The 25,382-nt window shown below is 63.5% G+C and carries 19 protein-coding genes and 1 tRNA gene; 17 read left to right on the top strand and 3 right to left on the bottom strand.

The features are described 5' to 3' along the window. Nucleotides 1-127: 127 nt before the first annotated feature. From ACODS5_RS02700 to ACODS5_RS02650, 11 genes are all read left to right on the top strand, one after another. On the top strand, nt 128-2,935 hold the full coding sequence (locus tag ACODS5_RS02700; protein WP_134689803.1) for an LPS-assembly protein LptD: 2,808 nt from the start codon (nt 128-130) through the stop codon (nt 2,933-2,935). Further along, complete coding sequence (gene surA, locus ACODS5_RS02695) at nt 2,916-4,235, top strand: peptidylprolyl isomerase SurA (protein ID WP_134689804.1); 1,320 nt, start codon at nt 2,916-2,918, stop codon at nt 4,233-4,235. The genes ACODS5_RS02700 and surA overlap by 20 nt, the downstream gene beginning before the upstream one ends. Next, entirely contained in the window at nt 4,232-5,221 is a 990-nt protein-coding gene (gene pdxA / locus ACODS5_RS02690) for a 4-hydroxythreonine-4-phosphate dehydrogenase PdxA (protein WP_134689805.1), read from the top strand. The genes surA and pdxA overlap by 4 nt, the downstream gene beginning before the upstream one ends. Further along, nucleotides 5,218-6,018: a 16S rRNA (adenine(1518)-N(6)/adenine(1519)-N(6))-dimethyltransferase RsmA gene (gene rsmA, locus ACODS5_RS02685; RefSeq protein ID WP_134689806.1), complete on the top strand. Its 801-nt coding sequence runs from the start codon at nt 5,218-5,220 to the stop codon at nt 6,016-6,018. The genes pdxA and rsmA overlap by 4 nt, the downstream gene beginning before the upstream one ends. A gap of 155 nt (nt 6,019-6,173) precedes the next feature. After that, nucleotides 6,174-6,554: a Co2+/Mg2+ efflux protein ApaG gene (gene apaG / locus ACODS5_RS02680; protein WP_134689807.1), complete on the top strand. Its 381-nt coding sequence runs from the start codon at nt 6,174-6,176 to the stop codon at nt 6,552-6,554. Further along, nucleotides 6,554-7,411: a symmetrical bis(5'-nucleosyl)-tetraphosphatase gene (locus tag ACODS5_RS02675; RefSeq protein ID WP_489107836.1), complete on the top strand. Its 858-nt coding sequence runs from the start codon at nt 6,554-6,556 to the stop codon at nt 7,409-7,411. Before apaG ends, ACODS5_RS02675 begins: the two co-directional genes overlap by 1 nt. A gap of 13 nt (nt 7,412-7,424) precedes the next feature. Then, complete coding sequence (gene glpE, locus ACODS5_RS02670) at nt 7,425-7,754, top strand: thiosulfate sulfurtransferase GlpE (protein ID WP_134689809.1); 330 nt, start codon at nt 7,425-7,427, stop codon at nt 7,752-7,754. Nucleotides 7,755-8,037: 283 nt separating this feature from the next. Next, nucleotides 8,038-9,960 carry a PrkA family serine protein kinase gene (locus ACODS5_RS02665; RefSeq protein ID WP_134689810.1) on the top strand — a complete coding sequence of 641 codons (1,923 nt, stop codon included), beginning with the start codon at nt 8,038-8,040 and terminating at the stop codon, nt 9,958-9,960. 125 nt (nt 9,961-10,085) lie between these two features. After that, nucleotides 10,086-11,357 (top strand): YeaH/YhbH family protein, encoded by a 1,272-nt coding sequence (locus ACODS5_RS02660; protein ID WP_134689811.1) that lies wholly within the window; start codon nt 10,086-10,088, stop codon nt 11,355-11,357. Continuing rightward, complete coding sequence (locus ACODS5_RS02655) at nt 11,354-12,922, top strand: SpoVR family protein (protein WP_134689812.1); 1,569 nt, start codon at nt 11,354-11,356, stop codon at nt 12,920-12,922. The genes ACODS5_RS02660 and ACODS5_RS02655 overlap by 4 nt, the downstream gene beginning before the upstream one ends. Before the next feature lie 57 nt (nt 12,923-12,979). Then, a complete protein-coding gene (locus ACODS5_RS02650) occupies nt 12,980-14,077 on the top strand; it encodes a tRNA nucleotidyltransferase/poly(A) polymerase-related protein (protein ID WP_134689813.1) in 1,098 nt (365 codons plus the stop codon). 109 nt (nt 14,078-14,186) lie between these two features. On the opposite strand, the gene folK is transcribed toward ACODS5_RS02650, so the two are convergent. Beyond that, nucleotides 14,187-14,696, bottom strand: a complete 510-nt coding sequence (gene folK, locus ACODS5_RS02645) for a 2-amino-4-hydroxy-6-hydroxymethyldihydropteridine diphosphokinase (RefSeq protein WP_134689814.1) — start codon at nt 14,694-14,696, stop codon at nt 14,187-14,189. Next, a complete protein-coding gene (gene folB, locus ACODS5_RS02640) occupies nt 14,687-15,043 on the bottom strand; it encodes a dihydroneopterin aldolase (protein ID WP_110994292.1) in 357 nt (118 codons plus the stop codon). The genes folK and folB overlap by 10 nt, the downstream gene beginning before the upstream one ends. Before the next feature lie 74 nt (nt 15,044-15,117). Between folB and plsY the strand changes: the two genes are divergently transcribed. After that, a complete protein-coding gene (gene plsY, locus ACODS5_RS02635; protein WP_134689815.1) occupies nt 15,118-15,687 on the top strand; it encodes a glycerol-3-phosphate 1-O-acyltransferase PlsY in 570 nt (189 codons plus the stop codon). 25 nt (nt 15,688-15,712) lie between these two features. Here plsY and tsaD read toward each other — a convergent pair whose 3' ends face one another. Then, nucleotides 15,713-16,738, bottom strand: coding sequence for a tRNA (adenosine(37)-N6)-threonylcarbamoyltransferase complex transferase subunit TsaD (gene tsaD, locus ACODS5_RS02630; protein WP_134689816.1), 1,026 nt, complete (start codon nt 16,736-16,738; stop codon nt 15,713-15,715). 205 nt (nt 16,739-16,943) lie between these two features. On the opposite strand from tsaD, the gene rpsU reads away from it, so the two are divergent. The 5 genes from rpsU (at nt 16,944) to ACODS5_RS02605 (ending at nt 25,308) form a co-directional block, all read left to right on the top strand. Further along, nucleotides 16,944-17,159, top strand: coding sequence for a 30S ribosomal protein S21 (gene rpsU, locus ACODS5_RS02625; protein WP_003255575.1), 216 nt, complete (start codon nt 16,944-16,946; stop codon nt 17,157-17,159). A gap of 282 nt (nt 17,160-17,441) precedes the next feature. Beyond that, the gene (dnaG, locus tag ACODS5_RS02620) at nt 17,442-19,433 is read left to right on the top strand and encodes a DNA primase (RefSeq protein ID WP_489107835.1); all 1,992 of its coding nucleotides are present in this window, start codon (nt 17,442-17,444) and stop codon (nt 19,431-19,433) included. Between the two features lie 67 nt (nt 19,434-19,500). Beyond that, nucleotides 19,501-21,351 carry an RNA polymerase sigma factor RpoD gene (gene rpoD / locus ACODS5_RS02615; RefSeq protein WP_134689818.1) on the top strand — a complete coding sequence of 617 codons (1,851 nt, stop codon included), beginning with the start codon at nt 19,501-19,503 and terminating at the stop codon, nt 21,349-21,351. A 119-nt stretch (nt 21,352-21,470) separates the two neighbouring features. Further along, entirely contained in the window at nt 21,471-25,214 is a 3,744-nt protein-coding gene (locus ACODS5_RS02610; RefSeq protein WP_134689819.1) for an EAL domain-containing protein, read from the top strand. A gap of 17 nt (nt 25,215-25,231) precedes the next feature. Then, nucleotides 25,232-25,308: transfer RNA gene (locus ACODS5_RS02605), tRNA-Ile, on the top strand. Nucleotides 25,309-25,382 lie beyond the last annotated feature (74 nt).

Genomic DNA, 25,382 nt, shown 5'->3' with positions numbered 1-25,382 from the left:
AGGGTCTCCGACGGCCCTAGCCGTCAAGCGGGTCATGCTTTATTATCCAGCATCTTTTTCAGACCATCGAGAGGCGTGCGGCCCCCACACGCGGGCAGATGGCACGCAGGAAGCCCGGACTAATAAGATGGCATTGAAATCCCCCGCGTTTCGTAGAAAGTTTCCGTTGCTGGTGACTGGCGGTCTGCTAGCCCTGCAACCTCTGGCCACCTCGTACGTGGTCGCGGCCGAGCAGTTCGACTGCCAAGTGTCCGCCTCCGGTGGTTGGGACTGCAAGCCCAAGACCGCAGCCAACCTGCCTCCGCGCCCGGTACATCCGGGCGCTGCCGCTGCCAGCTCGGGCACCGATGCCTCGGGTGAAGCCGTCGCGGTCGAAGCCGACAAGCCGATGCTGGTCACCGAGGCCAAGGGCCGTGGCCTGAAGTCGCGCAGCGAGGACTACAGCCACCTCGACTGGGTCCCGCGCGAGAAGCTCACTGCCGCGCAGCTGGCCGAAACCGGCCCGTACTGCGGTGGCGCCTACATCGAGCCGACCCGCCCGGGCATGAACGACTCCACGCCCAAGGACGAGTCGCCGACCTACATCAACGCCAAGGTCTCCAAGTACCAGCAGGAGCAGCAGATCGCCACCCTGGCCGGCGACGTGGTCATGCGCCAGGGCAGCATGCAGGTCGAGTCCGACGAGGCCAACCTGTACCAGGCCGAGAACCGCGGCGAGCTCAAGGGCAACGTCAAGATCCGCGACAACGGCACCCTGGTGGTCGGCGACGAAGCGCAGATCCAGCTCGACACCGGCGAAGCCCGGGTCGACAACGCCGAATACGTGATGCACAAGTCGCACATCCGCGGCAACGCGCTGTACGCCAAGCGCGCCGAGAACGCCATCATCCGCCTCAAGGACGGTACCTATACCACCTGTGAGCCGGGCAGCAACGCGTGGCAGCTCAAGGGCAACAACATCACCCTGAACCCGGCCACCGGCTTCGGTACCGCGACCAACGTCACCCTGCGGGTCAAGGATTTCCCGGTGTTCTACACACCGTATATCTACTTCCCGATCGACGACCGTCGCCAGTCCGGCTTCCTGCCGCCATCGTTCAGCACCAGCAGCGACACCGGCTTCATGCTGGTCACGCCGTACTACTTCAACCTGGCGCCGAACTACGACGCCACCTTGTACCCGCGCTACATGGCCAAACGCGGCATGCTCATGGAAGGCGAGTTCCGCTACCTGACCAAGTCCAGCGAAGGCCAGTTCGGCGGTGGCTACCTGAGCGACCAGGACGACGACCGCAAGCTGCAGACGGACTACAAGAAAGAACGCTGGATGGTCAACTGGCAGCACAAGGGTGGCCTGGACGAGCGCCTGATGACCGAGGTGGACTACACCGACATCAGCGATCCGTTCTACTTCCAGGACCTGGAGTCGGACCAGATCGGTGTCGAGAGCCGCGACTTCATCAACCAGCAAGGTGCGCTGACCTACCGCGGCGACAGCTACACCGCGCGGCTGAATCTGCATGCCTATGAAATGGCGACGATTTCGCAGATCACCCCGTATGACAAGCTGCCGCAGATCACCTTCAACGGGATGCTGCCGTTCCATCCGGGCGGTACCGACCTGACTTACGAAACCGAGGCTGTGCGCTTCGATCGTGATTTGAAGAATGACTTCGTCAGGGACAAGAATGGCTTCCCGGATGTCACCGCTGGGCTTCCCGGTCGTCGTCTCGATGAAAACGTCAGCGGCATCGCCCGCGCCAACGGCACCCGTCTGAACGCGGCGCCGGCCATCAGCCTGCCGATGCAAGCCAGCTACGGCTACATCACGCCGAAGCTCAAGTACGTCTATACCCAGTACGATCTGGACCTCGACAGCCAAGGCAAAGCCCAGGCACTGGCGCAATCGAGCCAACCTGGTTATGGCAGCTACAACAGCTCGCTGAACCGCGACATCCCGATCTTCAGCGTCGACAGCGGCCTGTATTTCGACCGCAACACCCAGTTGTTCGGCACGAATTACCGCCAGACCCTGGAACCGCGCCTGTTCTATCTCTATGTTCCGTACAAGGATCAGAAAGACATCCCGCTGTTCGATACCAGCGAGAACACCTTCAGCTATGCTTCGCTGTTCCGCGACAACCGCTTCAGCGGTGTCGACCGGATCGGCGACGAGAACAAGCTGTCGCTGGGCGTGACCAACCGCTGGATCGAAGACAACGGCTTCCAGCGCCAGCGCTTCAGCATCGGCCAAGCCTACTACTTCAAGGACCGCAAGGTTCAGTTGCCAGGCATCGACTACCGTACCCGCAAGCAGAGCCTGGCGGATGTCTCGCCGTATGCGCTGGAGTATGAGTATGCCTTCAACCGTGACTGGCGCTTCAACTCGGACTTCAACTGGGACCCGGACAGCCACAGCACACGCTCTGGCAGCGCCATGTTCCACTACCAGCCTGAAGACAATCCGAACAAGATCGTCAACCTCGGTTATCGCTACCGTAACGACACCATCGTCTACGACACGCAGACGGGCACCTGGAAAGACCAGGGTGGCGACTACGGAAAACCAGGTGATGCCAACTACATCAAGGACTACTACAAGATCCAGCAGCACGACTTCTCGGTCATCTGGCCGATCGTGCCGCAATGGAGCGTCATCGCCCGCTGGCAGCATGACTACAACCGCAACCGCACCCTCGAGGCGATGGGCGGTTTCGAGTACGACAACTGCTGCTGGAAGCTGCGCCTGATCAACCGCTACTGGATGGACTACGACGACTTCAGCCAAGCCACCCCACAGAACGAGAAGGGCGACCACGGCGTCTTCCTGCAGATCGTCCTCAAGGGCCTCGGCGGCGTGATGGGCAACAAGGTCGAGACATTCCTGGACAAAGGCATTCAAGGTTACCGTACACGTGAAGACCAAGCTTATTGATCGTCTGCGCCCGCTGATGCTGGGCGCTGTACTGCTGAGTGGCGCGGCGCATGCCGCCCCACAACCCCTTGACCGCGTGGTGGCCATCGTCGACAACGACGTGGTGATGCAAAGCCAGCTGGAGCAGCGCGTGCGCGAAGTGCAGCAGACCATCGCCAAGCGCGGCGGTGGCGTGCCGCCGGCCGGCGCGCTGGAGCAGCAGGTGCTGGAGCGCCTGATCGTCGAGAACCTGCAACTGCAGATCGGCGAGCGCTCGGGCATCCGCATCACCGACGAGGAGCTGAACCAGGCCGTCGGCACCATTGCCCAGCGCAATGGCATGTCGCCGGAGCAGTTCCGCGCCGCCCTCGCCCACGATGGCCTGTCTTACGACGACGCCCGCGACCAGATCAAGCGCGAGATGATCATCAGCCGCGTGCGCCAGCGCCGCGTCGCCGAACGTATCCAGGTTTCCGAGCAGGAAGTGAAGAACTACCTCAACTCGGACATGGGCAAGATGCAGATGTCGGAAGAGTACCGCCTCGCCAACATCCTCATCCCCACCCCGGAAGGCGCCAACTCCGAAGCCATCCAGGCTGCCGCGCGCCAGGTCGGCGATGTCTACCAGCAGCTCAAGCAAGGTGCCGACTTCGGCCAGATGGCCATCGCCCGCTCGCGCAGCGAGAACGCCCTGGAAGGCGGCGAAATGGGCTGGCGCCAAGCCGGCCAACTGCCACCTGACTTCGCCAAGATGCTCAGCAACATGGCAGTGGGCGACATCACCCAGCCGATCCGCATCCCCAACGGCTTCATCATCCTCAAGCTCGAGGAGAAGCGCGGTGGTAGCCAGAGCGTGCTGCGTGACGAAGTGCACGTACGCCACATCCTGATCAAGCCAAGCGAAATCCGCAGCGACGCCGCCACCGAGCAACTGGCCGAGCGCCTGTACGACCGGATCAAGAGCGGGGAGAACTTCGGCGAACTGGCGAAGAGCTTCTCGGAAGACCCAGGTTCGGCGCTCAACGGCGGCGACCTCAACTGGGTCGACCCGAACAGCCTGGTGCCGGAGTTCCGCGAGCAGATGGCCAACGCCCAGCAAGGCGAAGTGACCCGTCCGTTCCGCACCCAGTACGGCTGGCACGTGCTGGAAGTCCTCGGCCGCCGCGCCACCGACAGCACCGACAAGGCCCGCGAACAGCAGGCGATGAACGTGCTGCGCAACCGCAAGTACGACGAAGAGCTGCAGACCTGGCTGCGCCAGATCCGTGACGAAGCCTACGTCGAGATCAAGCTGCCTGGCGCCGACCAGGCCGCCCAGTGAAGCCACTGCGCTTCGCCGTCACGCCCGGCGAGCCGGCCGGCATAGGCCCCGACCTGTGCTTGCTGCTCGCCGCCGAGGCCCAGCCCCATCCCCTGATTGCCATCACCAGCCGTGACCTGCTCGCCGAGCGGGCCACCCAGCTGGGGCTGGCCGTCACCCTGCTACCGGTCGTCCCAGGCCACTTCCCCGACCAGCCCGCCGCCGCCGGCAGCCTGTACGTGTGGGACACGCCCCTGGCCGCGCCGGTGCTAGCCGGCCAACTGGACAAGGCCAACGCCGCGTTCGTGCTGGAGACGCTCACCCGCGCAGGCCAAGGCTGCCTCGCCGGTGACTTCGCCGGCATGATCACCGCCCCCGTGCACAAGGGCGTGATCAACGAAAGCGGTATCGCCTTCTCCGGCCACACTGAATTCCTCGCCGACCTGACACAGACCACGCAAGTGGTCATGATGCTGGCGACCCGAGGCCTGCGCGTGGCACTGGTGACCACTCATCTGCCGCTGCGCGATATCGCCGATGCCATCACCCCCGAACGCCTCGAGCGCGTCACCCGCATCCTGCATGCGGACATGCGCGCCAAGTTCGGCATCGACAACCCCCGCATCCTGGTCTGCGGCCTCAACCCGCACGCCGGAGAAGGCGGCCACCTGGGCCGCGAAGAAATCGACATCATCGAGCCCACCCTGGCGCGCCTGCGCGCCGAAGGCATGGACCTGCGTGGTCCGCTGCCGGCCGATACCCTGTTTACCCCCAAATATCTGGAGCACTGCGACGCGGTGCTGGCGATGTACCACGACCAAGGCCTGCCCGTGCTCAAGTACAAGGGCTTCGGTGCCGCGGTCAACGTGACGCTGGGCCTGCCGATCATCCGTACTTCGGTCGACCATGGCACCGCCCTGGACCTGGCCGGCAGCGGCAAGGTCGACACCGGCAGCCTGCGCGTCGCCCTGGAAACCGCCTACCAGATGGCCGAGAACCGACCATGACCGAGCACTACCAACACCGGGCGCGCAAGCGCTTCGGCCAGAACTTCCTGCACGACGCCGGAATCATCGACCGCATTTTGCGCGCGATCAACGCCAAGGCCGGCGAACATCTGCTGGAAATCGGCCCTGGCCAGGGCGCCCTGACCGAGGGCCTGCTGGGCAGCGGCGCGCAACTGGACGTGGTCGAACTGGACAAGGACCTGGTACCGATCCTGCAGCACAAGTTCGCCGGGCGCGACAACTTCCGCCTGCACCAGGGCGACGCGCTGAAGTTCGACTTCAACCAGTTGGGCGTACCGCCGCGCAGCCTGAAAGTCGTCGGCAACCTGCCGTACAACATCTCCACCCCGCTGATCTTCCACCTGCTCGATCACGCCGGGCTGATCCGCGACATGCACTTCATGCTGCAAAAAGAGGTGGTCGAGCGCATGGCCGCCGGCCCTGGGGGTGGTGACTGGGGCAGGCTGTCGATCATGGTGCAGTACCACTGCCGCGTGGAACACCTGTTCAACGTCGGCCCCGGCGCGTTCAACCCGCCGCCGAAAGTCGACTCGGCGATCGTACGCCTGGTACCCCACGAGGTGCTGCCGCATCCGGCGAAAAACCCGAAGCTGCTCGAGCACGTAGTGCGCGAGGCCTTCAACCAGCGCCGCAAGACCTTGCGCAACACCCTCAAGGGCCTGCTCGACAGCCAGGCCATCGAAGCCGCCGGCGTGGACGGCAGCCTGCGCCCCGAGCAGCTGGACCTGGCCGCCTTCGTGCGCCTGGCCGACAAGCTGGCCGAACAGCAGGCCTGATCCCCGGCTCGCCGAAAAGCCGGCTCCTGCAGGCGATATGCCCATCGTAGGAGCCGGCTTGCCGGCGAACGGCCCCAGCCACTCCCACACCGCTAGCCTCCCCCCCAGCAATGGCCTAGACTGCGTTATTGCGTCAGTTCGCCCAAGGCCCTTGCATGTCCGACCCCCGCTATCAAATCGACGTCAGCGTCGTGACCCGCTACCTCAAAGACCAATCCGACCCCGAAAGCAGCCGTTTCGCCTTCGCCTACACCATTACCGTGCACAACAACGGCACGCTGAAGGCCAAGCTGATGTCCCGTCATTGGCTGATCACCAACGGTGACGGTGAAGTCGAGGAAGTGCGCGGCGCCGGAGTCATCGGCCAGCAGCCATCGATCGAGCCCGGCCAGAGCCATACCTACAGCAGCGGCGCAGTGATCAGCACCCGCGTCGGCACCATGCAGGGCAGCTACCAGATGTTCGCCGAAGACGGCAAACGCTTCGATGCGCCGATCGCGCCGTTCCGCCTGGCCGTGCCCGGGGCGCTGCACTGATGGCCACCTATGCCGTCGGCGACCTGCAAGGCTGTCTGCAACCACTCAAGTGCCTGCTCGAACGCGTGCGCTTCGACCCGGCCGTCGACCGCCTGTGGCTGGTGGGCGACCTGGTCAACCGCGGCCCCGAGTCCCTCGAGACCTTGCGTTATCTCTACTCGATCCGCCATGCGCTGGTCTGCGTGCTGGGCAACCATGACCTGCACCTGCTGGCCGCCTGGCACAACGTCGAGCGCCTGAAAAAAAGCGATACCCTGCGCGAAATCATCGAGGCACCTGACGCCGACCAGTTGTTCGACTGGTTGCGCCAGCAGAAGCTGCTGCATTACGACGAGGCCCGCGGCATCGCCATGGTCCACGCCGGCATCCCGCCGCAATGGACCTTGGGCCGCGCCCTGGAGCTGGCGGCCGAGGTCGAGCAAGTGCTGCGCGACGACACCCGCCTGAAGCTTTACCTGGACGGCATGTACGGCAACGAGCCGAACAAGTGGAGCAAGAACCTCAGCGGCATCGAACGCCTGCGGGTGATCACCAACTACTTCACCCGCATGCGCTTCTGCACTGCCACCGGCAAGCTCGACCTCAAGAGCAAGGAAGGCGCCGACAGCGCGCCCAAAGGCTATAAACCCTGGTTCGCTCACCCGGACCGCCGCTCGCGTCATGTGAAAATCATCTTCGGTCACTGGGCTGCCCTCGAAGGCCGGGTCGACGCCCCTGGCGTGATAGCCCTGGATACCGGCTGTGTCTGGGGGGGCGCGATGACCCTGTACAATGTCGACAGCGGCGAGTTGCATCGCTGCGACTGCACCCGCGAAGGCACCCCTCGCCCGCCGGTATCACTCAACGATCAGCCATGAAGGACCCGCACCCATGAGCGAATTCAAGCGTATCTCCCCAGAACAAGCCCTCGCCCTGCGTGCCGAAGGTGCGATCGTGGTCGATATCCGCGACCCACAGGCGTTTGCCGCCGGCCATATCGCCGGCGCCACTCATCTGGATAATCACTCGGTAGCCGACTTCATCCGCAGCGCCGACCTCGACGCGCCTACACTGGTAGTCTGCTACCACGGCAATTCCAGCCAGAGCGCCGCCGCCTACCTGGTGGGCCAGGGCTTCTCCAACGTCTACAGCATCGATGGTGGCTTCGAGCTGTGGCGCAGCACCTACCCGGCGGAAACCGCCCAGGGCAGCGCTGAATAATTTTTTTCATTTTTCCTGCAGCCCGCGCTCCGTGCGGGCTTGCGCCCGACCTGACGAACGGTCGTAGGCGTCTTCTCTGCTCCGCGCCCTTGACCTCTCGTATAACCAACTATCCTTAAGCCCAGGCCATCCAAAAAAGGGGAGAGCCGGTACACCGGCGTGCGGGTCATCGGTAGCGTTACAGGGTGTTCTGGGGGGTATACAGCAATCGGCGAGCCCGGTTGCATGCCAGCATCAGCTGACTGATCCGGCGTCGTCTCCACGTATCGAGCGAGGTGACGTCATGAGCATTTTTAGCCACTTCCAACAACGTTTCGAGTCCACCCGCCAGGAAGAACTTTCGCTGCAGGAGTACCTCGAGCTGTGCAAAGAGGATCGCAGCGCCTACGCCTCGGCGGCCGAGCGGCTGTTGCTGGCCATCGGCGAACCAGAGCTGATCGACACCTCCACCAACTCCCGGCTGTCGCGGATCTTCTCCAACAAGGTGATCCGCCGCTATCCGGCCTTTGCCGACTTCCACGGGATGGAAGAGTGCATCGACCAGATCGTCTCGTACTTCCGCCATGCCGCCCAAGGCCTGGAAGAGAAGAAGCAGATCCTCTACTTGCTGGGCCCGGTAGGCGGCGGTAAGTCGTCACTGGCCGAAAAGCTCAAGCAACTGATGGAAAAGGTGCCGTTCTACGCCATCAAGGGCTCGCCGGTCTTCGAGTCGCCACTCGGGCTGTTCAACGCCACCGAGGACGGTGCGATCCTCGAGGAAGAGTTCGGCATTTCGCGCCGCTATCTCAATACCATCATGTCGCCCTGGGCCACCAAACGCCTGCAGGAGTTCGGCGGCGACATCAGCAAGTTCCGGGTGGTCAAGCTCTACCCGTCGATTCTCAACCAGATCGCCATTGCCAAGACCGAACCGGGTGACGAGAACAACCAGGACATCTCCGCCCTGGTCGGCAAGGTGGATATCCGCAAGCTCGAGGAGTTTCCGCAGAACGACGCCGATGCCTACAGCTACTCGGGCGCGTTGTGCCGGGCCAACCAGGGCCTGATGGAATTCGTCGAGATGTTCAAGGCACCGATCAAGGTGCTGCACCCGCTGCTTACCGCTACCCAGGAAGGCAACTACAACAGTACCGAAGGCCTGGGGGCGATCCCCTATACCGGTATCCTGCTGGCCCACTCCAACGAATCGGAATGGCACACCTTCCGCAACAACAAGAACAACGAAGCGTTCATCGACCGTATCTACATCGTCAAGGTGCCGTACTGCCTGCGTGTCAGCGACGAGATCAAGATCTACGACAAGCTGCTGATCAACAGCTCGCTAGCCAAGGCTCATTGCGCCCCCGACACCCTGAAGATGCTCGCCCAGTTCACCGTGCTTTCACGCCTCAAGGAGCCGGAGAACTCCAACATCTACTCGAAGATGCGCGTCTACGACGGCGAGAACCTCAAGGACACCGACCCCAAGGCCAAGTCGATCCAGGAGTACCGCGACTCGGCAGGCGTCGACGAGGGCATGAACGGCCTGTCGACCCGCTTCGCCTTCAAGATCCTGTCCAAGGTATTCAACTTCGATCCGCATGAGATTGCCGCCAACCCGGTGCATCTGCTGTACGTGTTGGAGCAGCAGATCGAGCAGGAGCAGTTCCCTGCCGAAGTACGCGAGCGCTACCTGCGCTATCTCAAGGAATACCTGGCGCCGCGCTACATCGAGTTCATCGGCAAGGAGATCCAGACCGCCTACCTGGAGTCCTACAGCGAATACGGCCAGAACATCTTCGACCGCTATGTGCTGTATGCCGACTTCTGGATCCAGGACCAGGAATACCGCGACCCAGAAACCGGCGAGATCCTCAACCGCATCGCCCTCAACGAAGAGCTGGAGAAGATCGAGAAGCCGGCCGGCATCAGCAACCCGAAGGACTTCCGCAACGAGATCGTCAACTTCGTGCTGCGCGCCCGAGCCAACAACAACGGCAAGAACCCCAGCTGGCTCAGCTACGAGAAACTGCGGGTGGTGATCGAGAAGAAAATGTTCTCCAACACCGAGGACCTGCTGCCGGTCATCAGCTTCAACGCCAAGGCCAGCAAGGAGGATCAACAGAAACACAACGACTTCGTCACCCGGATGGTGGAGCGTGGCTACACCGACAAGCAGGTGCGCCTGTTGTCGGAATGGTATCTGCGGGTCAGGAAATCGCAGTAAGAGCGGCCTGCCACGGTTGCTGCGCGGTGCGCTTCGGCGCACCGCTCGCCCGTGGTGGCGGCGACTGCTTTGGCTTGCAGCTCGTAGCTTGAAGCTTGCAGCTGTACCCAGCTACCGGAGGGCCCATGAGCTACGTCATCGACCGACGCCTGAACGGCAAGAACAAGAGCACGGTCAACCGCCAGCGTTTCCTGCGGCGATACCGCGAGCACATCAAGAAGGCCGTCGAAGAGGCCGTGAGCCGCCGCTCCATCATGGACATGGAGCATGGCGAGCAGATCAGCATTCCCGGGCGTGACATCGACGAACCGGTGCTGCACCACGGGCGTGGCGGCAAGCAGACCATCGTCCACCCCGGCAACAAGGAGTTCACCGCCGGCGAACACATCGCCCGCCCGCAAGGTGGCGGCGGTGGTGGTGGCCGTGGCAAGGCCGGCAATTCCGGCGAGGGCATGGACGACTTCGTGTTCCAGATCACCCAGGAAGAATTCCTCGAATTCATGTTCGAGGACCTGGAGCTACCCAACCTGGTCAAGCGCCACCTGACTGGCGCCGACACCTTCAAGACCGTGCGCGCCGGCATCGCCAACGAAGGTAACCCCTCGCGCATCAACATCGTCCGCACCCTGCGCTCGGCCCATGCCCGACGCATCGCCCTGACCGGCAGCAGCCGCGCCCTGTTGCGCGAGGCGCAAAAGGAGCTGGACCGGCTCAAGGTCGAGGAACCGGACAACTTCACCGACATCCAGGACACCGAGGCCGAGATCGAACGCCTCAAGGCGCGCATCAACCGCCTGCCGTTCCTAGACACCTTCGACCTGAAGTACAACCTGCTGGTCAAGCAGCCCAACCCCAGTTCCAAGGCCGTGATGTTCTGCCTGATGGACGTTTCCGGCTCCATGACCCAGGCTACCAAGGACATCGCCAAGCGCTTCTTCATCCTGCTGTACCTGTTCCTCAAGCGAAACTACGACCGCATCGAGGTGGTATTCATCCGCCACCACACCAGCGCTCGCGAAGTCGACGAGGAAGAGTTCTTCTACTCCCGCGAAACCGGCGGCACCATCGTCTCCAGCGCCCTCAAGCTGATGCAGGAGGTAATGGCCGAGCGCTATCCGGCCAGCGACTGGAACATCTATGCCGCCCAGGCCTCGGACGGCGATAACTGGAACGACGACTCGCCGATCTGCCGCGACATCCTGGCCAACCAGATCATGCCGCATGTGCAGTACTACACTTATGTCGAGATCACCCCGCGCGAACACCAGGCGCTCTGGTACGAGTACGAACGTATCGGCGAAGCCTACCCCGACACCTTCGCCCAGCAACAGTTGGTATCGGCCGGCGATATCTACCCGGTCTTCCGTGAACTCTTCCAGCGCAGGTTAGCCACATGACCGCCAGAGAACAGCGACGCCAACCCATTTCCACGGGCTCCGAGTGGACCTTCGAGCTGATCCAGACCTACGACCGCGAGATCAGCCGCCTGGCCGCGCGCTACGCCCTGGACACCTACCCCAACCAGATCGAAGTGATCACCGCCGAACAGATGATGGATGCCTACGCCTCGGTGGGCATGCCGCTGGGCTATCACCACTGGTCCTATGGCAAGCAGTTCCTCAGCACCGAGAAATCCTACAGCCGTGGCCAGATGGGCCTGGCCTACGAGATCGTGATCAACTCCGATCCGTGCATCGCCTACCTGATGGAAGAAAACACCATGTGCATGCAGGCGCTGGTGATTGCCCACGCCTGCTACGGCCACAACAGCTTCTTCAAGGGCAACTACCTGTTCCGCACCTGGACCGACGCCAGTTCGATCATCGACTACCTGGTATTCGCCAAGCAGTACATCGCCCAGTGCGAGGAGCGCCACGGCATCGATGCCGTCGAGGACCTGATCGACTCCTGCCACGCCCTGATGAACTACGGCGTGGACCGCTACAAGCGCCCCTACCCGATATCCGCCGAGGAAGAGCGGCGTCGCCAGAAGGAGCGTGAGGAACACCTGCAAAAGCAGATCAACGACCTATGGCGGACCATCCCCAAAGGCTCGGAAAAGGCCGGCGAGCGAGACGATGCGCGGTTCCCAGCCGAACCCCAGGAGAACATCCTCTACTTCATCGAAAAGCACGCACCACTGCTGGAACCCTGGCAGCGCGAGGTGGTGCGCATCGTGCGCAAGATCGCCCAGTATTTCTATCCACAGCGCCAGACCCAGGTGATGAACGAAGGCTGGGCAACGTTCTGGCACTACACCCTGATGAACGACTTGTACGACGAAGGCCTGATCACCGAAGGCTTCATGATGGAGTTCCTGCAATCGCATACCAGCGTGGTGTTCCAGCCAGGCTTCGACAGCCCTTACTACAGCGGCATCAATCCCTACGCCCTGGGCTTCGCCATGTACACCGACATCCGGCGCATGTGCGAGCACCCCACCGAGGAGGATCGCCGCTGGTTCCCCGACATCGCCGGCAGCGACTGGCTGTCGACCATCAAGTTCGCCATGAGCAGCTTCAAGGACGAGAGCTTCATCTTGCAGTACCTGTCGCCCAAGGTCATGCGCGACCTCAAGCTATTCAGCATCCTCGACGACGACCAGCGTGACGACCTGCTGGTGCCGGCGATCCATGACGAAGACGGCTACCGCACCATCCGTGAGCAGTTGGCCGCGCAGTACAACCTCGGCAACCGCGAACCCAACGTGCAGATCTGGAGCATCGACCGCCGCGGTGACCGTTCGCTGACCCTGCGCCACCAGCAACACAACCGCAAACCCCTGGGCGACTCCACCGAGGAGGTGCTCAAGCACCTGCACCGCCTGTGGGGTTTCGACATTCACCTGGAGACCGTGCAGGGTGACCAACTGATGAAGACCCACCACATGCCGCCTCGCGGCGAGCATGGCGAGGCCGGCGACTACGGGCGCATGGACCTGGCCGTGGTGCATCACCTCTAGCCAGCCACCTCCATTACCGGCGACAGGGTATCCTGTGGCCAGTAATGGAGGTTTCACATGCATATCTACAAGGTTGGCGGCGCCGTGCGCGACCGCTTGCTCGGTCGCCCGGTCAGCGATATCGATTGGCTGGTGGTCGGCGCCACGGTCGAACAGATGCAAGCCCAGGGCTTTCGCCCGGTTGGCGCCGACTTCCCGGTGTTCATCCACCCGAAAAGCGGCGAGGAGTACGCCCTGGCCCGCACCGAGCGCAAGAGCGGGCGCGGTTACGGCGGCTTCACCTTCCACGCCAGCCCCGAGGTCACTCTCGAGGAAGATCTGATTCGCCGCGACCTGACCATCAATGCCATGGCCGAGGATGAACAGGGTACGGTTTACGATCCCTACGGCGGCCAGGTCGATCTTGAACAGCGTATCCTGCGCCATGTTTCCCCGGCGTTCGCCGAAGATCCCCTGCGCGTGCTGCGCGTTGCGCGCTTTGCGGCGCGCTATGCGCCGCTGGGTTTCCATGTCGCTGAGCAAACCCTGGCACTGATGCGCCAGATCGCCGAATCCGGCGAATTGCAGGCGCTGACGGCTGAGCGCAGCTGGAAGGAGATCGAGCGGGCGCTGATGGAGAGCGAGCCGCAAGTGTTCGTCCAGGTGTTGCGTGATTCGGGTGCCCTGAAGGAACTGATGCCGGAGCTGGAAAACGGCAAGGATACACTCGCGGCGCTGCATCAGGCCGCGCAGCACCAGCAGCCGCTGGCGGTACGCTGGGCATGCCTGCTGCGCGGGCTGGAGCCGGCGGCGATCAAGGCACTCAACCAGCGCTTCAAGGCCCCCCGTGAATGCCAGGAACTGGCCGTTCTGGTGGGGGAGTTTGCCGGGCATGCTGACGACGCCTTGCAGTTGCCCCCTGCGAGTTTGCTGGAAATGTTGCAGAAGTTCGACGTATATCGGCGACCGCAGCGGTTCGAGGATTTCATTGCTGCGTGTGCAATGGCACAGGGCGATGCCGGTTATCCACAGGCCGACTATTTGCGCGGGGCTGCGGCAGCGGTGCGGGCGGTGGAGGTGAAGCCGCTGGTGGAGGCCGGGCTAAGCGGGCAAGGCTTGGGGGAGGCGCTCAAGGGCGAGCGGCTGAAAGCGCTCCAGGCTTACAAGCTCGGCTGACGCTACCGGCCTCTTCGCGAGCAAGCTCGCTCCTACAGGTAACCCTTCACCGTCAACGATGACGATACCCTGTAGGAGCGGGCTTGCCCGCGAAAGGGCCGGCACAGGCTTACGCCGGAGTCAGCTGCAACCCCCGCCACTCGAAGGCGACCGGTGCCAGCACCTGGTCGATCTGCGCCTCCTGCCACAACCGCGCCATGCTTTTCTCCACCCCCGGGTGAACCAGCGCCGGCGCGAGCAACGACAACGGCCACAGCACGAAAGCATTCTTCAGGATCTCTGCCCTGGGCAGCACCAACCCATCGAAGGCGCCGTGCAGGTCGTCGTACATCAGCACATCGATATCCAACGGCAGCCCCTTGCGGTCTGGCGCATAGCGGCCGTTGTCGGCCTCGATGAACTTGAGCCGACGGTCCAGCTCCATCAGCGGCAGGTCGGTCTTGCCGGTCACCACGAAATTGATGAACGGCCCGCTCTTGATGCCCACCGCCTGGCTCTCGAAGGCCGGCGAGCAGCGCATGTCCGAGAGAATCGCCGCCAAGGCATCGAGGCCAGCACACAGATGCTGGTGGCGGTCGATATTGCTGCCCAGCCCAAGGTAAACCGTGCTCAGAGACATCCGCGCTCGATCTCCACGCCAACACCACCACGGGCCGCCGGTACCGCGCCCGGCTTGGTGAGCTTCAGGCGCACCCAGGGAATGTTGAATTCCGCCATCAACACCGCCACCAGGCGCTCGGCGAAGGTCTCGACCAGCTCGAAGCGCGCCTGCTCGGCGAACGCCTGTACCCGTGCCGAAACGCTGGCGTAGTCCAGCGCCAGCGACAGGTCGTCACCGGCGGCGGCCGGGCGGTTGTCCCAGGCGAAACTCAGGTCCAGGCGCAGGCATTGGCGAATATCCCGCTCCCAGTCATAGGCACCGATGACGGTATCGACTTCCAGGCCTTCGATGAACACTCTGTCCAAGCACTTCTCTCCACAGCACGACAAGGGCGACGGGCGCCGTTAGAATCAGGGCGTCCTCGCCCGGAATAGTTAGCATGTTTTGGTCACTGGCGCTGTTTGCCTACCTGCTCGGCTCTCTGTCCTTCGCCATCGTCCTGAGCCGCCTCAGTGGTAGCCCCGACCCACGTTCCAGCGGTTCCGGCAATGCCGGCGCGACCAACATGCTACGCCTGGCGGGCCGCAAACTGGCGATCCTGACGCTGCTCGGCGACCTGTGCAAGGGCATGTTGCCCGTGCTGCTGGCCCGCCTGGCCGGTCTCGACCAGCAAGAACAGGCCTGGGTCGGCGTCTGCGCGGTGCTCGGGCACCTGTTCCCGATCTACTTCCGCTTCCAGGGCGGCAAGGGCGTGGCAACCGCCGCGGGCATGCTCATGGCCCTGTACTTCCCCGCCGCGCTGCTGGCCATCGGCGCCTGGCTGCTGACCTTCTACCTCACCCGCACCAGCTCGCTGGCGGCACTGATCGCCACGCCGCTGACCTTGCCATTGCTGGCTTGGCGCGAACCCGAGGCGCTGCTGCCGATGACCGTACTGACCCTGCTGATCGTCTGGCGCCACCGCAACAATCTGCGCGACCTGTTCGCCGGGCGCGAGCGCCATTTCTGATGGCGCCCGCCGAGCCGGCCAGGTTTCAGACGGCCGGCAACTGCTCCATCGGCCAGCGCGCCTGCACGCTGATCGCCAGGTCCTGCTGCTGCCCCGCCAACAGGCGCTGGCAACCGGCGTAGGCGATCATCGCGCCGTTGTCGGTGCAAAAACGTGGCCGAGCGTAATAGACGTTGCCCTTGATGCTCGCCAGCATCTGTTCCAGCGACAGGCGCAGGGCCTTGTTGGCGCTCACGCCACCGGCGATGACCAGGCGCTTGAGGCCGGTCTGCTTGAGGGCGCGCTTGCACTTGATGGTCAGAGTCTCCACCACCGCCTGCTGGAACGCCAGCGACACGTCGCAACGGGTTTGCTCGTTGTCGTCCCCGGCGTCGCGGCACTGCTGCCAGGTGTTCAGGGCGAAGGTCTTGAGGCCGCTGAAACTGAACTGCAGGCCAGGCCGGTCGCACATCGGCCGCGGGAACACAAAGCGCCCCGGCGTCCCCTGCTCGGCCAGGCGGGCGATCTCGGGGCCGCCCGGATAATTCAGGCCAATCAGCTTGGCGGTCTTGTCGAAGGCTTCGCCCGCGGCGTCGTCGAGGCTCTCGCCCAGCAGTTCGTATTGGCCGATGCCATCGACTCGTACCAGCTGGGTATGGCCGCCGGACACCAACAAAGCGACGAACGGAAATTCCGGCGGTTGCTCCTCGAGCATCGGCGCCAGCAAGTGGCCTTCCATATGGTGTACGCCGATCGCCGGGATATCCCAGGCAAACGCCAGCGCCTGGGCGCAGGAGGCTCCCACCAGCAGCGCGCCGACCAGGCCGGGACCCGCGGTGTAGGCGATGGCGTCGATCTCGGTGGCGACGCAGTCGGCCTCCTGCAACACCTGGCGGATCAGCGGCAGCATGCGCTTGACGTGATCGCGCGAGGCGAGCTCAGGTACCACGCCGCCATAGACGCGGTGCAGGTCGATCTGGCTGAACAGCGCGTCGGCCAGCAGGCCGCGTTCACTGTCGTATAATGCGACGCCAGTTTCGTCGCAGGATGTTTCCAATCCCAGTACTAGCATGGGTCCGTGCCTTGTCGAGGCTGAATTCGAAGGCGCGCATGATAGTCCCCGTACCTTGTGCCGACCAGCGGTTTTCGATCAGAGGCTTTGCATTCCGGCCAGCTAAGGGTTAACATCCGCAACCCTTGAAAACCGACGTTCTCCAGCACACCTTATGTTTTGCCAGGAGCACGTCTACCCCGGTAATGAATTAAGGTAGCCCTGGATGCCAGCCGTCAAAGTTAAAGAGAACGAACCCTTCGACGTAGCTCTGCGTCGTTTCAAGCGCTCCTGCGAAAAAGCCGGTGTACTGGCTGAAGTTCGTAGCCGCGAGTTTTACGAGAAGCCGACCGCCGAGCGTAAGCGCAAAGCCGCTGCCGCTGTAAAGCGTCACGCCAAGAAGGTTCAGCGCGAACAGCGCCGCGCCGTTCGTCTGTACTAATACAGCCGTTCTACGCAAAGCTTCTGCCCCGCCCGGCCTCGTGCCGGGCTGATGGCAGCGGCCGTTTCAAGCCCTTGGCCATGCGCCTTGGGTGCCCCGGCAAAAGCCATGGGCAACCTGCCGCAACACGTCAGAACTGGTCTTTGACCAGGCGTGCACGTCCTTTCTGACGAGCCCCTTGCGGGCTGGTGACGAGCACAACACCTCTTCTCCGCCGCACCCTCACGCCAAAACCCGCGCACAAGCGTTTAGACTTGCCAGTTGCCAGATGACGAGACTGCCATGGCCGGGCTGATTCCCCAAAGCTTCATCGATGACCTTCTCAACCGCACCGACATCGTCGATGTGGTGAGCTCGCGCGTCCAGCTGAAAAAGACCGGCAAGAACCTGTCTGCCTGCTGCCCGTTCCACAAGGAGAAGTCACCCTCCTTCACCGTCAGCCCCGACAAGCAGTTCTACTACTGCTTTGGCTGCGGCGCCGGCGGCAACGCGCTTGGCTTCATCATGGACCACGACAATCTGGACTTCCCCCAGGCGGTCGAGGAGCTGGCCCGCGCAGCGGGCATGGAAGTGCCCCGCGAAGAAGGCCGCCGCGGGCAGAAGCCGCGCCAACCCACCGACTCGCCGCTGTACCCGCTGCTGGAGGCGGCCAGCGAATTCTATCGCCAGGCCCTGCGCGGCCACCCCACCCGCAAGGCGGCGGTGGACTACCTGAAGGGGCGCGGCCTGTCCGGCGAGATCGCCCGCGACTTCGGCCTGGGCTTTGCCCCGCCGGGCTGGGACAACCTGCTCAAGCACCTGGGCGCCGACAGCCTGCAACAAAAGGTGATGATCGACGCAGGCCTCTTGATCGAGAACGCCGAGAGCGGCAAGCGCTATGACCGCTTTCGCGACCGGGTGATGTTCCCCATCCGCGACAGCCGCGGCCGGGTGATCGCCTTTGGCGGCCGGGTCCTGGGCGACGACAAGCCCAAGTACCTGAACTCCCCGGAAACCCCGGTGTTCCACAAGGGCCAGGAGCTGTATGGCCTGTACGAGGCACGCAAGCACAACCGCAACCTCGACGAAGTCATCGTGGTCGAAGGCTACATGGACGTCATCGCCCTGGCCCAGCAAGGCCTGCGCAACGCCGTGGCCACCCTCGGCACGGCCACCAGCGAAGAGCACCTCAAGCGCCTGTTCCGCGTGGTGCCCAGCGTATTGTTCTGCTTCGACGGCGACCAGGCTGGGCGCAAGGCCGCCTGGCGCGCCCTGGAATCGACCCTGTCGAGCCTGCAGGACGGGCGCCGCGCGCGCTTCCTGTTCCTGCCCGAGGGCGAAGACCCGGACAGCCTGGTTCGCGCCGAAGGCACCGACGCCTTCCAGGCCCGCATCAACCAGCACGCCCAGCCCTTGGCCGATTATTTCTTCGAGCAGTTGAGCAACGAGGCCGACCCGCGCTCGCTGGAAGGCAAGGCGCATATGGTGACCCTGGCAGCGCCGCTGATCGAGCAGGTGCCAGGCGCCAACCTGCGCCAGCTGATGCGCAACCGCCTGAAGGACATCACCGGCCTCGACCCGCAGCAGATGGAACAATTGGCGCAGCAGGCACCAGCCCCCAGCCAGGTACCTGACTACGACCCCGGCTATGACTACGACGCCATGGCCAGCTACACGCCGGACTTCGCCGAGCAGGCGTACCAGCCCGACTACGGCGCGCACCAGCAAGAACAACGCCCGTGGACACCGAACAAGGGCGGCGGCAAAAAACAGTGGGACGGCAAGCCCTGGGACAAGAAAGGCGGCAAGCCTTGGCAACGCGACGGCCAGCGCGGCGAAGCACCGCCACGGGTGCCGGCGCCGGTGGAACCGCCGACCCTCTCGGCGCTGCGCACCCTGCTGCATCACCCGCTACTGGCCGGCAAGGTCGAGGACGCCAGCCACTTCGCCGACGAAGAGCAACTCTACAGCCAGTTGCTGGTGGCGCTGATCGAAGCCGCGCAGAAGAATCCTAAGCTAAGCTCTATGCAGCTGATCGCACGCTGGCACGGCACCGAACAAGGCCGCCTGCTGCGCGCCCTGGCCGAGAAGGAATGGTTGATAGATGCCGACAACCTTGAACAACAGTTTTTCGACACTATAACTAGCTTGTCCGCCCGCCAACGCGAGCGCAGCCTGGAACATCTACTCAGGAAAGCACGTCAAAGCGAGTTGAACGCAGAGGAAAAATCTCAGTTGCTCGCCCTGCTCAGCAGGAATGTTCCCGCACAAAACCCGACCTCATCTGGCGCGTGAGGTCCATGCTCGGGTATAATCCTCGGCTTGTTTTTTGCCCGCCAAGACCTTCAGTGGATAGGGTGTTATGTCCGGAAAAGCGCAACAGCAATCTCGTATCAAAGAGTTGATCACCCGCGGTCGTGAGCAGGGCTACCTGACTTACGCGGAGGTCAACGACCACCTGCCTGAGGATATTTCAGATCCGGAGCAGGTGGAAGACATCATCCGCATGATCAACGACATGGGGATCAACGTATTCGAGAGTGCTCCGGATGCGGATGCCCTGTTGTTGGCGGAAGCCGACACTGACGAAGCCGCAGCCGAAGAGGCCGCCGCAGCGTTGGCGGCAGTTGAGACCGATATCGGCCGCACGACCGACCCGGTGCGCATGTACATGCGCGAAATGGGTACCGTCGAGCTGCTGACCCGCGAAGGCGAGATCGAAATCGCCAAGCGTATCGAGGAAGGCATCCGCGAAGTCATGGGCGCCATCGCCCACTTCCCGGGCACTGTCGACTACATCCTCGGCGAATACGACCGCGTCACCACCGAAGGTGGCCGCCTGTCCGATGTCCTCAGCGGTTACATCGACCCTGACGACAACATCGCCGCACCGACCGAAGAAGTGCCGATCCCCGGCGCCAAGGCCGCTGCCGCGAAGGAAGAGAGCGACGACGACGAAGAAGAAAACGCCGACGGCGATGACGAGGAAGAGACCGAGAGCGGTCCGGACCCGGTCGTGGCCGCGCAGCGTTTCGGTGCAGTCAAGGATCAGCTGGTCGATACCCTCAAAGTGCTGAAGAAGCACGGTCGTGGCCACAAGGACAGCATCGGTGCCATGCAGGCGCTGGCTGACCTGTTCATGCCGATCAAGCTGGTGCCCAAGCAGTTCGACGCTCTGGTCGAGCGTGTACGTGGCGCCCTGGACCGTCTGCGCCAGCAAGAGCGCGCCATCATGCAGTTGTGCGTGCGTGATGCACGCATGCCGCGCGCCGACTTCCTGCGCCTGTTCCCGAGCAACGAAACCGACCAGACCTGGTCCGGTGACCTGGCCAAGCGCAACACCAAATGGGCCGCCGCCCTGGGTGAGAAGGACGCCGCGATCGTCGCCTGCCAGCAGAAGCTGATCGACCTCGAGACCGAAACCGGCCTGACCGTCGTCGAAATCAAGGACATCAACCGTCGCATGTCCATCGGCGAGGCCAAGGCCCGCCGCGCCAAGAAAGAAATGGTCGAGGCGAACCTGCGTCTGGTGATCTCCATCGCCAAGAAGTACACCAACCGTGGCCTGCAGTTCCTCGACCTGATCCAGGAAGGCAACATCGGCTTGATGAAGGCGGTGGACAAGTTCGAATACCGTCGCGGCTACAAGTTCTCGACCTACGCCACCTGGTGGATCCGCCAGGCGATCACCCGCTCGATCGCCGACCAGGCGCGCACCATCCGTATCCCGGTGCACATGATCGAGACGATCAACAAGCTCAACCGTATTTCCCGGCAGATGCTCCAGGAAATGGGCCGTGAACCGACCCCGGAAGAGCTCGGTGAGCGCATGGAAATGCCTGAGGACAAGATCCGCAAGGTATTGAAGATCGCCAAGGAGCCGATCTCCATGGAAACGCCGATCGGCGACGATGAAGACTCCCACCTGGGCGACTTCATCGAGGACTCCACCATGCAGTCGCCGATCGACGTGGCCACGGTCGAAAGCCTCAAGGAAGCGACCCGCGACGTGCTCTCGGGCCTGACCGCGCGCGAAGCCAAGGTGTTGCGCATGCGTTTCGGCATCGACATGAACACCGACCATACCCTTGAGGAAGTCGGCAAGCAGTTCGACGTGACCCGCGAGCGGATCCGTCAGATCGAAGCCAAGGCGCTGCGCAAGCTGCGCCACCCGACGCGAAGCGAGCACTTGCGCTCGTTCCTCGACGAGTAAGACCAACCCCGGCCCAGGCCGGGGTTTTTCTTTTGTGACAGAAGGTCATTGCCAGCGCCTACCCCGCGGCCCGGATGCCCGTCTACACTCGAATCAGTTCACCTGATCGAGAGGCCGCTATGCCCTTTATGCCGGCCCTCCTGTTGCTGATCCTGCTCGCCTGGAACACAACGGCCGGCGCCCTGACCCTGACCGACGAGGAACAAGCCTGGCTCAGCGCCCACCCCCAGCTGCGCCTGGGCGTAGACGCTTCATGGCCGCCGTTCGAATTTCGCGACCAGGAAGGCCGCTACCAGGGACTGGCCGCCGATTACATTGCCCTGATCCAGGAACGCCTGGGCATCACGCTCAAGCCGGTCGAACCCAGCAGTTGGACCGAAGTTCTGCAACAAGCCCGCGGCAACCGCCTCGATCTGCTGCCAGGGATCATGTCAACTCCAGAGCGCCAGGCCTACCTGGCCTTCACCCGCCCCTACCTGGACTTCCCCATCGTCATCCTCGCCCATGCCGGTGGCGCGCAACCGCGCAACCTCAAGGACCTGTATGGCCTCAAGGTCGCGGTGGTGGAGAACTACGCGCCCCACGAACTGCTGCGCGCTCACCACCCCGACCTCAACCTGGTGGCCATGCCCAACGTCAGCTCGACACTGCAGGCCTTGGCCACCGATGAAGTCGACGCCGTGGTCGGCGACCTCGCCTCGAGCATCTGGAGCCTGCGCCAGCTCAAGCTCGACGGCCTGTACGTGAGCGGCGAGACGCCCTACCGTTACCAGCTGGCCATGGCCGTGCCGCAACAGCAGAAGATGCTGGTGGGCATTCTCGACAAGGTCATGGCCGACATGAGCAGCGGCGAGGTCAGCCAAATCCAGCAACGCTGGGTGGGCAACGTCGTCGACCAACGGACCTTCTGGCGCGACATCCTGCTCTACGGCCTGCCCGGCGTCCTGCTGCTGGTGGCCATCCTCGCCGTGGTGATCCGCATCAACCGTCGGCTGAGCTCGGAGATTTCCCGACGCATCGCCCTCGAGCAAGAGCTACGCAGCAGCGAATACCACTACCGCGGCCTGATCGAAAGCCTCTCGGCAGTGGCCTGGGAGGCCGATGCCAACGACTTCAGTTACAGCTACGTCTCACCCCATGCCGAGGACCTGCTCGGCTACCCTACCGGCGAATGGCTCAAGCCCGGCTTCTGGCGCAGCATCCTGCACCCCGAGGATGCGCTCTGGGCCCAGGCCTATTGCGACAGCGAGACCGCCGCCGGTCGCGACCACAGCCTCGACTACCGGGTGATCCGTGCCGACGGGCACACCCTGTGGGTGCGCAACATCGTCAGCATGATCAAGCACGGCCACAAACCCTTGATGCGCGGACTGATGATCGACATCAGCGAAACCAAACACACCGAAGCCGCCCTGCGCCTGTCCGAGCAGAAGTTCGCCTCGGTGTTCCAGCAATGCCCGGACATCCTGGTCATAGCCCGCCACAGCGACGGCTGCCTGCTGGAGGTCAACGAGGCCTTCGAGGAGTTGATTGGCCTGGGGCCGGCCCAGGTCATCGGCCGCACCGCCACCGAGCTCGGCCTGTGGGGCGTCGCCGGGACCGGCCCGACGCTGCTCGAACGCCTGCACCGCGGCGGCATCCGCAACCTGGAGATGACCTTCCGGCGCAGCAATGGCCAGCTGTTCACCGGCCTGACCTCGGCCGAGACCTTCGAGCTCGACAGCACCCCGGCGCTGGTGGTGGCGATCCGCGACATCAGCCAGCTCAAGGAAACCCAGCAACAGCTGCAGACCTCCGAAGAGAAATTCGCCAAGGCCTTCCACGCCTCCCCCGACGGCCTGCTGCTGTCGCGCCAGAGCGACGGCCTGCTGCTGGAGGTCAACGAAGGCTTCCGCCGCCTGACCGGCTACGAAGTCGACCCCAACGTCGACCAGACCTCGCTGGACCTGGGCATCTGGGTCGACCTGGGCGAGCGCCAACGCCTGATCGAGCAATTGCAACGCGATGGCTTCGTCCGCGATTTCAGCTGCCACCTGCGCCGCAGCGATGGGCAGATCCGCCTGTGCGAGTTGTCGGCCCGCCCCCTGCCGATTGGCGGCGTCGACTGCATGTTGACCATCGCCCGCGACATCACCGAACGCCACCTGATGCAGGAAAAACTGCAACTGGCCGCCACGGTTTTCGAGAACACCGCCGAAGGCGTGCTGATCACCGACACCGACCAGCGCATCAGCGCGGTCAACCGCGCCTTCAGCGAAATCACCGGCTACAGCGAGAGCGAAGCCCTCGGCCAGACCCCGCGCCTGCTCGCCTCCGGCCAGCACGACAGCGCTTTCTACGCGGCCATGTGGCACCAGCTCACCGCCGAGGGCCACTGGCAGGGCGAGATCTACAACAAGCGCAAGAACGGCGAGCTCTACCCCGGCTGGCTGACCATCAGCGCAGTGCGCAACCACGAGCGCGAGATCACCCACTTCGTCGCCGTGTTCGCCGATATCTCCAGCCTCAAGCACGCCCAGGCCAAGCTCGACTACCAGGCTCACCACGACCCGCTGACCGGCCTGCCCAACCGTGCCCTGTTCGAGAACCGCCTACAAGCGGCACTCGCCTGCACCCAGGCGTCCAACCGCCAGGGCGCGGTGCTGTTCCTCGACCTCGACCGCTTCAAGCACATCAACGACAGCCTCGGCCATCCGGTCGGCGACCTGCTGCTCAAGGGCATCGCCCAACGCCTCAAGGAGCAGGTGCGCGATGTCGACACCGTGGCCCGCCTGGGCGGCGACGAGTTCATCATCCTGCTACCCGGCCTGCACAAGCCCAGCGACGCCAGCGCCATCGCCAACAAGCTGCTGGCCGGCTTCCATGCGCCCTTCCAGGCCGGCGACCATGAATTCTTCACCAGCGCCAGCATCGGCATCAGCCTGTATCCCCAGGACGGCACCGACGTCGCCAACCTGATCCGCAACGCCGACGCCGCCATGTACCGTTCCAAGGCCAAGGGCCGCAACCGGGTCGAGGCCTACACCCGCGACCTCACCGCCCAGGCCAGCGAACGCATCGCCCTGGAGCACGAACTGCGCCGCGCCATCGAGCGCAACGAACTGAGCCTGTGCTACCAGCCCAAGTTCAGCCTCAAGACCCAGAGCCTGGTCGGCGCCGAAGCGCTGATCCGCTGGACCCACCCGACCTTCGGCGAAGTGCCGCCCGAGCAGTTCATCCACCTGGCCGAGGAAAACGGCAGCATCCTCCAGCTGGGCGACTGGGTGCTGGAGCAAGCCTGCCGCCAGATGCACCACTGGAAGAAGGCCTACCACGCCTTCGGCCCGCTGTCGGTGAACCTGGCCGGTGCCCAGCTGCGCCAACCCAACCTGGCCAAACGCATCGAGCAGTTGCTGCGCACCTACCAGCTCAAGGCCGGCGACCTGCAACTGGAGATCACCGAAAACTTCATCATGAGCCAGGCCGAGGAAGCCCTGAGCGTACTGCACCAGCTCAAGCAGCTGGGGGTGCAACTGGCCATCGACGACTTCGGCACCGGCTACTCTTCGCTCAGCTACCTCAAGCGCCTGCCACTGGACATCCTCAAGATCGACCAGTCGTTCATCCGCGGCCTGCCCGACGACCCCCACGACGCCGCCATCGCCCGCGCCATCATCGCCCTGGGGCGCAGCATGCAATTGACGATCATTGCCGAAGGCGTGGAAAACCAGGCGCAGCAGCGCTTCCTGGCCGCCGAGGGCTGCGAGCAGATCCAGGGCTACATCGTCAGCCTGCCGCTGCCGCCAGCGGAATTCGCCGCTACGTTTCTTCGCATAGCACAAACGGATCTTTCGGATGGCACGCTATCGAAACCCTCGTTATAATCCGGCGCACCTGCTGAGGGCCTATAGCTCAGTCGGTTAGAGCAGAGGACTCATAATCCTTTGGTCCACGGTTCGAGTCCGTGTGGGCCCACCAATTTAAAGCCGCGTCTGACGCGGCTTTGTGCTTTCTACAGCTGCCGTAACCCTGCCTCAGCTCATGCCCCTGCT

This window comes from Pseudomonas sp. FG47 (assembly GCF_057809115.1).
The sequence above is the reverse complement of the archived record's forward strand: the minus strand, read 5'-3'. Positions and strand labels throughout refer to the sequence as shown.

Coding starts and splice junctions, on each gene's coding strand:
- ACODS5_RS02610 (WP_134689819.1), top strand. CDS start 21,471: ATGCCCTTTATGCCGGCCCTCCTGTTGCTGATCCTGCTCGCCTGGAAC.
- ACODS5_RS02700 (WP_134689803.1), top strand. CDS start 128: ATGGCATTGAAATCCCCCGCGTTTCGTAGAAAGTTTCCGTTGCTGGTG.
- rpoD (WP_134689818.1), top strand. CDS start 19,501: ATGTCCGGAAAAGCGCAACAGCAATCTCGTATCAAAGAGTTGATCACC.
- folK (WP_134689814.1), bottom strand. CDS start 14,696: ATGTCTCTGAGCACGGTTTACCTTGGGCTGGGCAGCAATATCGACCGC.
- plsY (WP_134689815.1), top strand. CDS start 15,118: ATGTTTTGGTCACTGGCGCTGTTTGCCTACCTGCTCGGCTCTCTGTCC.
- dnaG (WP_489107835.1), top strand. CDS start 17,442: ATGGCCGGGCTGATTCCCCAAAGCTTCATCGATGACCTTCTCAACCGC.
- ACODS5_RS02665 (WP_134689810.1), top strand. CDS start 8,038: ATGAGCATTTTTAGCCACTTCCAACAACGTTTCGAGTCCACCCGCCAG.
- ACODS5_RS02660 (WP_134689811.1), top strand. CDS start 10,086: ATGAGCTACGTCATCGACCGACGCCTGAACGGCAAGAACAAGAGCACG.
- tsaD (WP_134689816.1), bottom strand. CDS start 16,738: ATGCTAGTACTGGGATTGGAAACATCCTGCGACGAAACTGGCGTCGCA.
- ACODS5_RS02655 (WP_134689812.1), top strand. CDS start 11,354: ATGACCGCCAGAGAACAGCGACGCCAACCCATTTCCACGGGCTCCGAG.
- ACODS5_RS02675 (WP_489107836.1), top strand. CDS start 6,554: ATGGCCACCTATGCCGTCGGCGACCTGCAAGGCTGTCTGCAACCACTC.
- glpE (WP_134689809.1), top strand. CDS start 7,425: ATGAGCGAATTCAAGCGTATCTCCCCAGAACAAGCCCTCGCCCTGCGT.
- apaG (WP_134689807.1), top strand. CDS start 6,174: ATGTCCGACCCCCGCTATCAAATCGACGTCAGCGTCGTGACCCGCTAC.
- rsmA (WP_134689806.1), top strand. CDS start 5,218: ATGACCGAGCACTACCAACACCGGGCGCGCAAGCGCTTCGGCCAGAAC.
- rpsU (WP_003255575.1), top strand. CDS start 16,944: ATGCCAGCCGTCAAAGTTAAAGAGAACGAACCCTTCGACGTAGCTCTG.
- ACODS5_RS02650 (WP_134689813.1), top strand. CDS start 12,980: ATGCATATCTACAAGGTTGGCGGCGCCGTGCGCGACCGCTTGCTCGGT.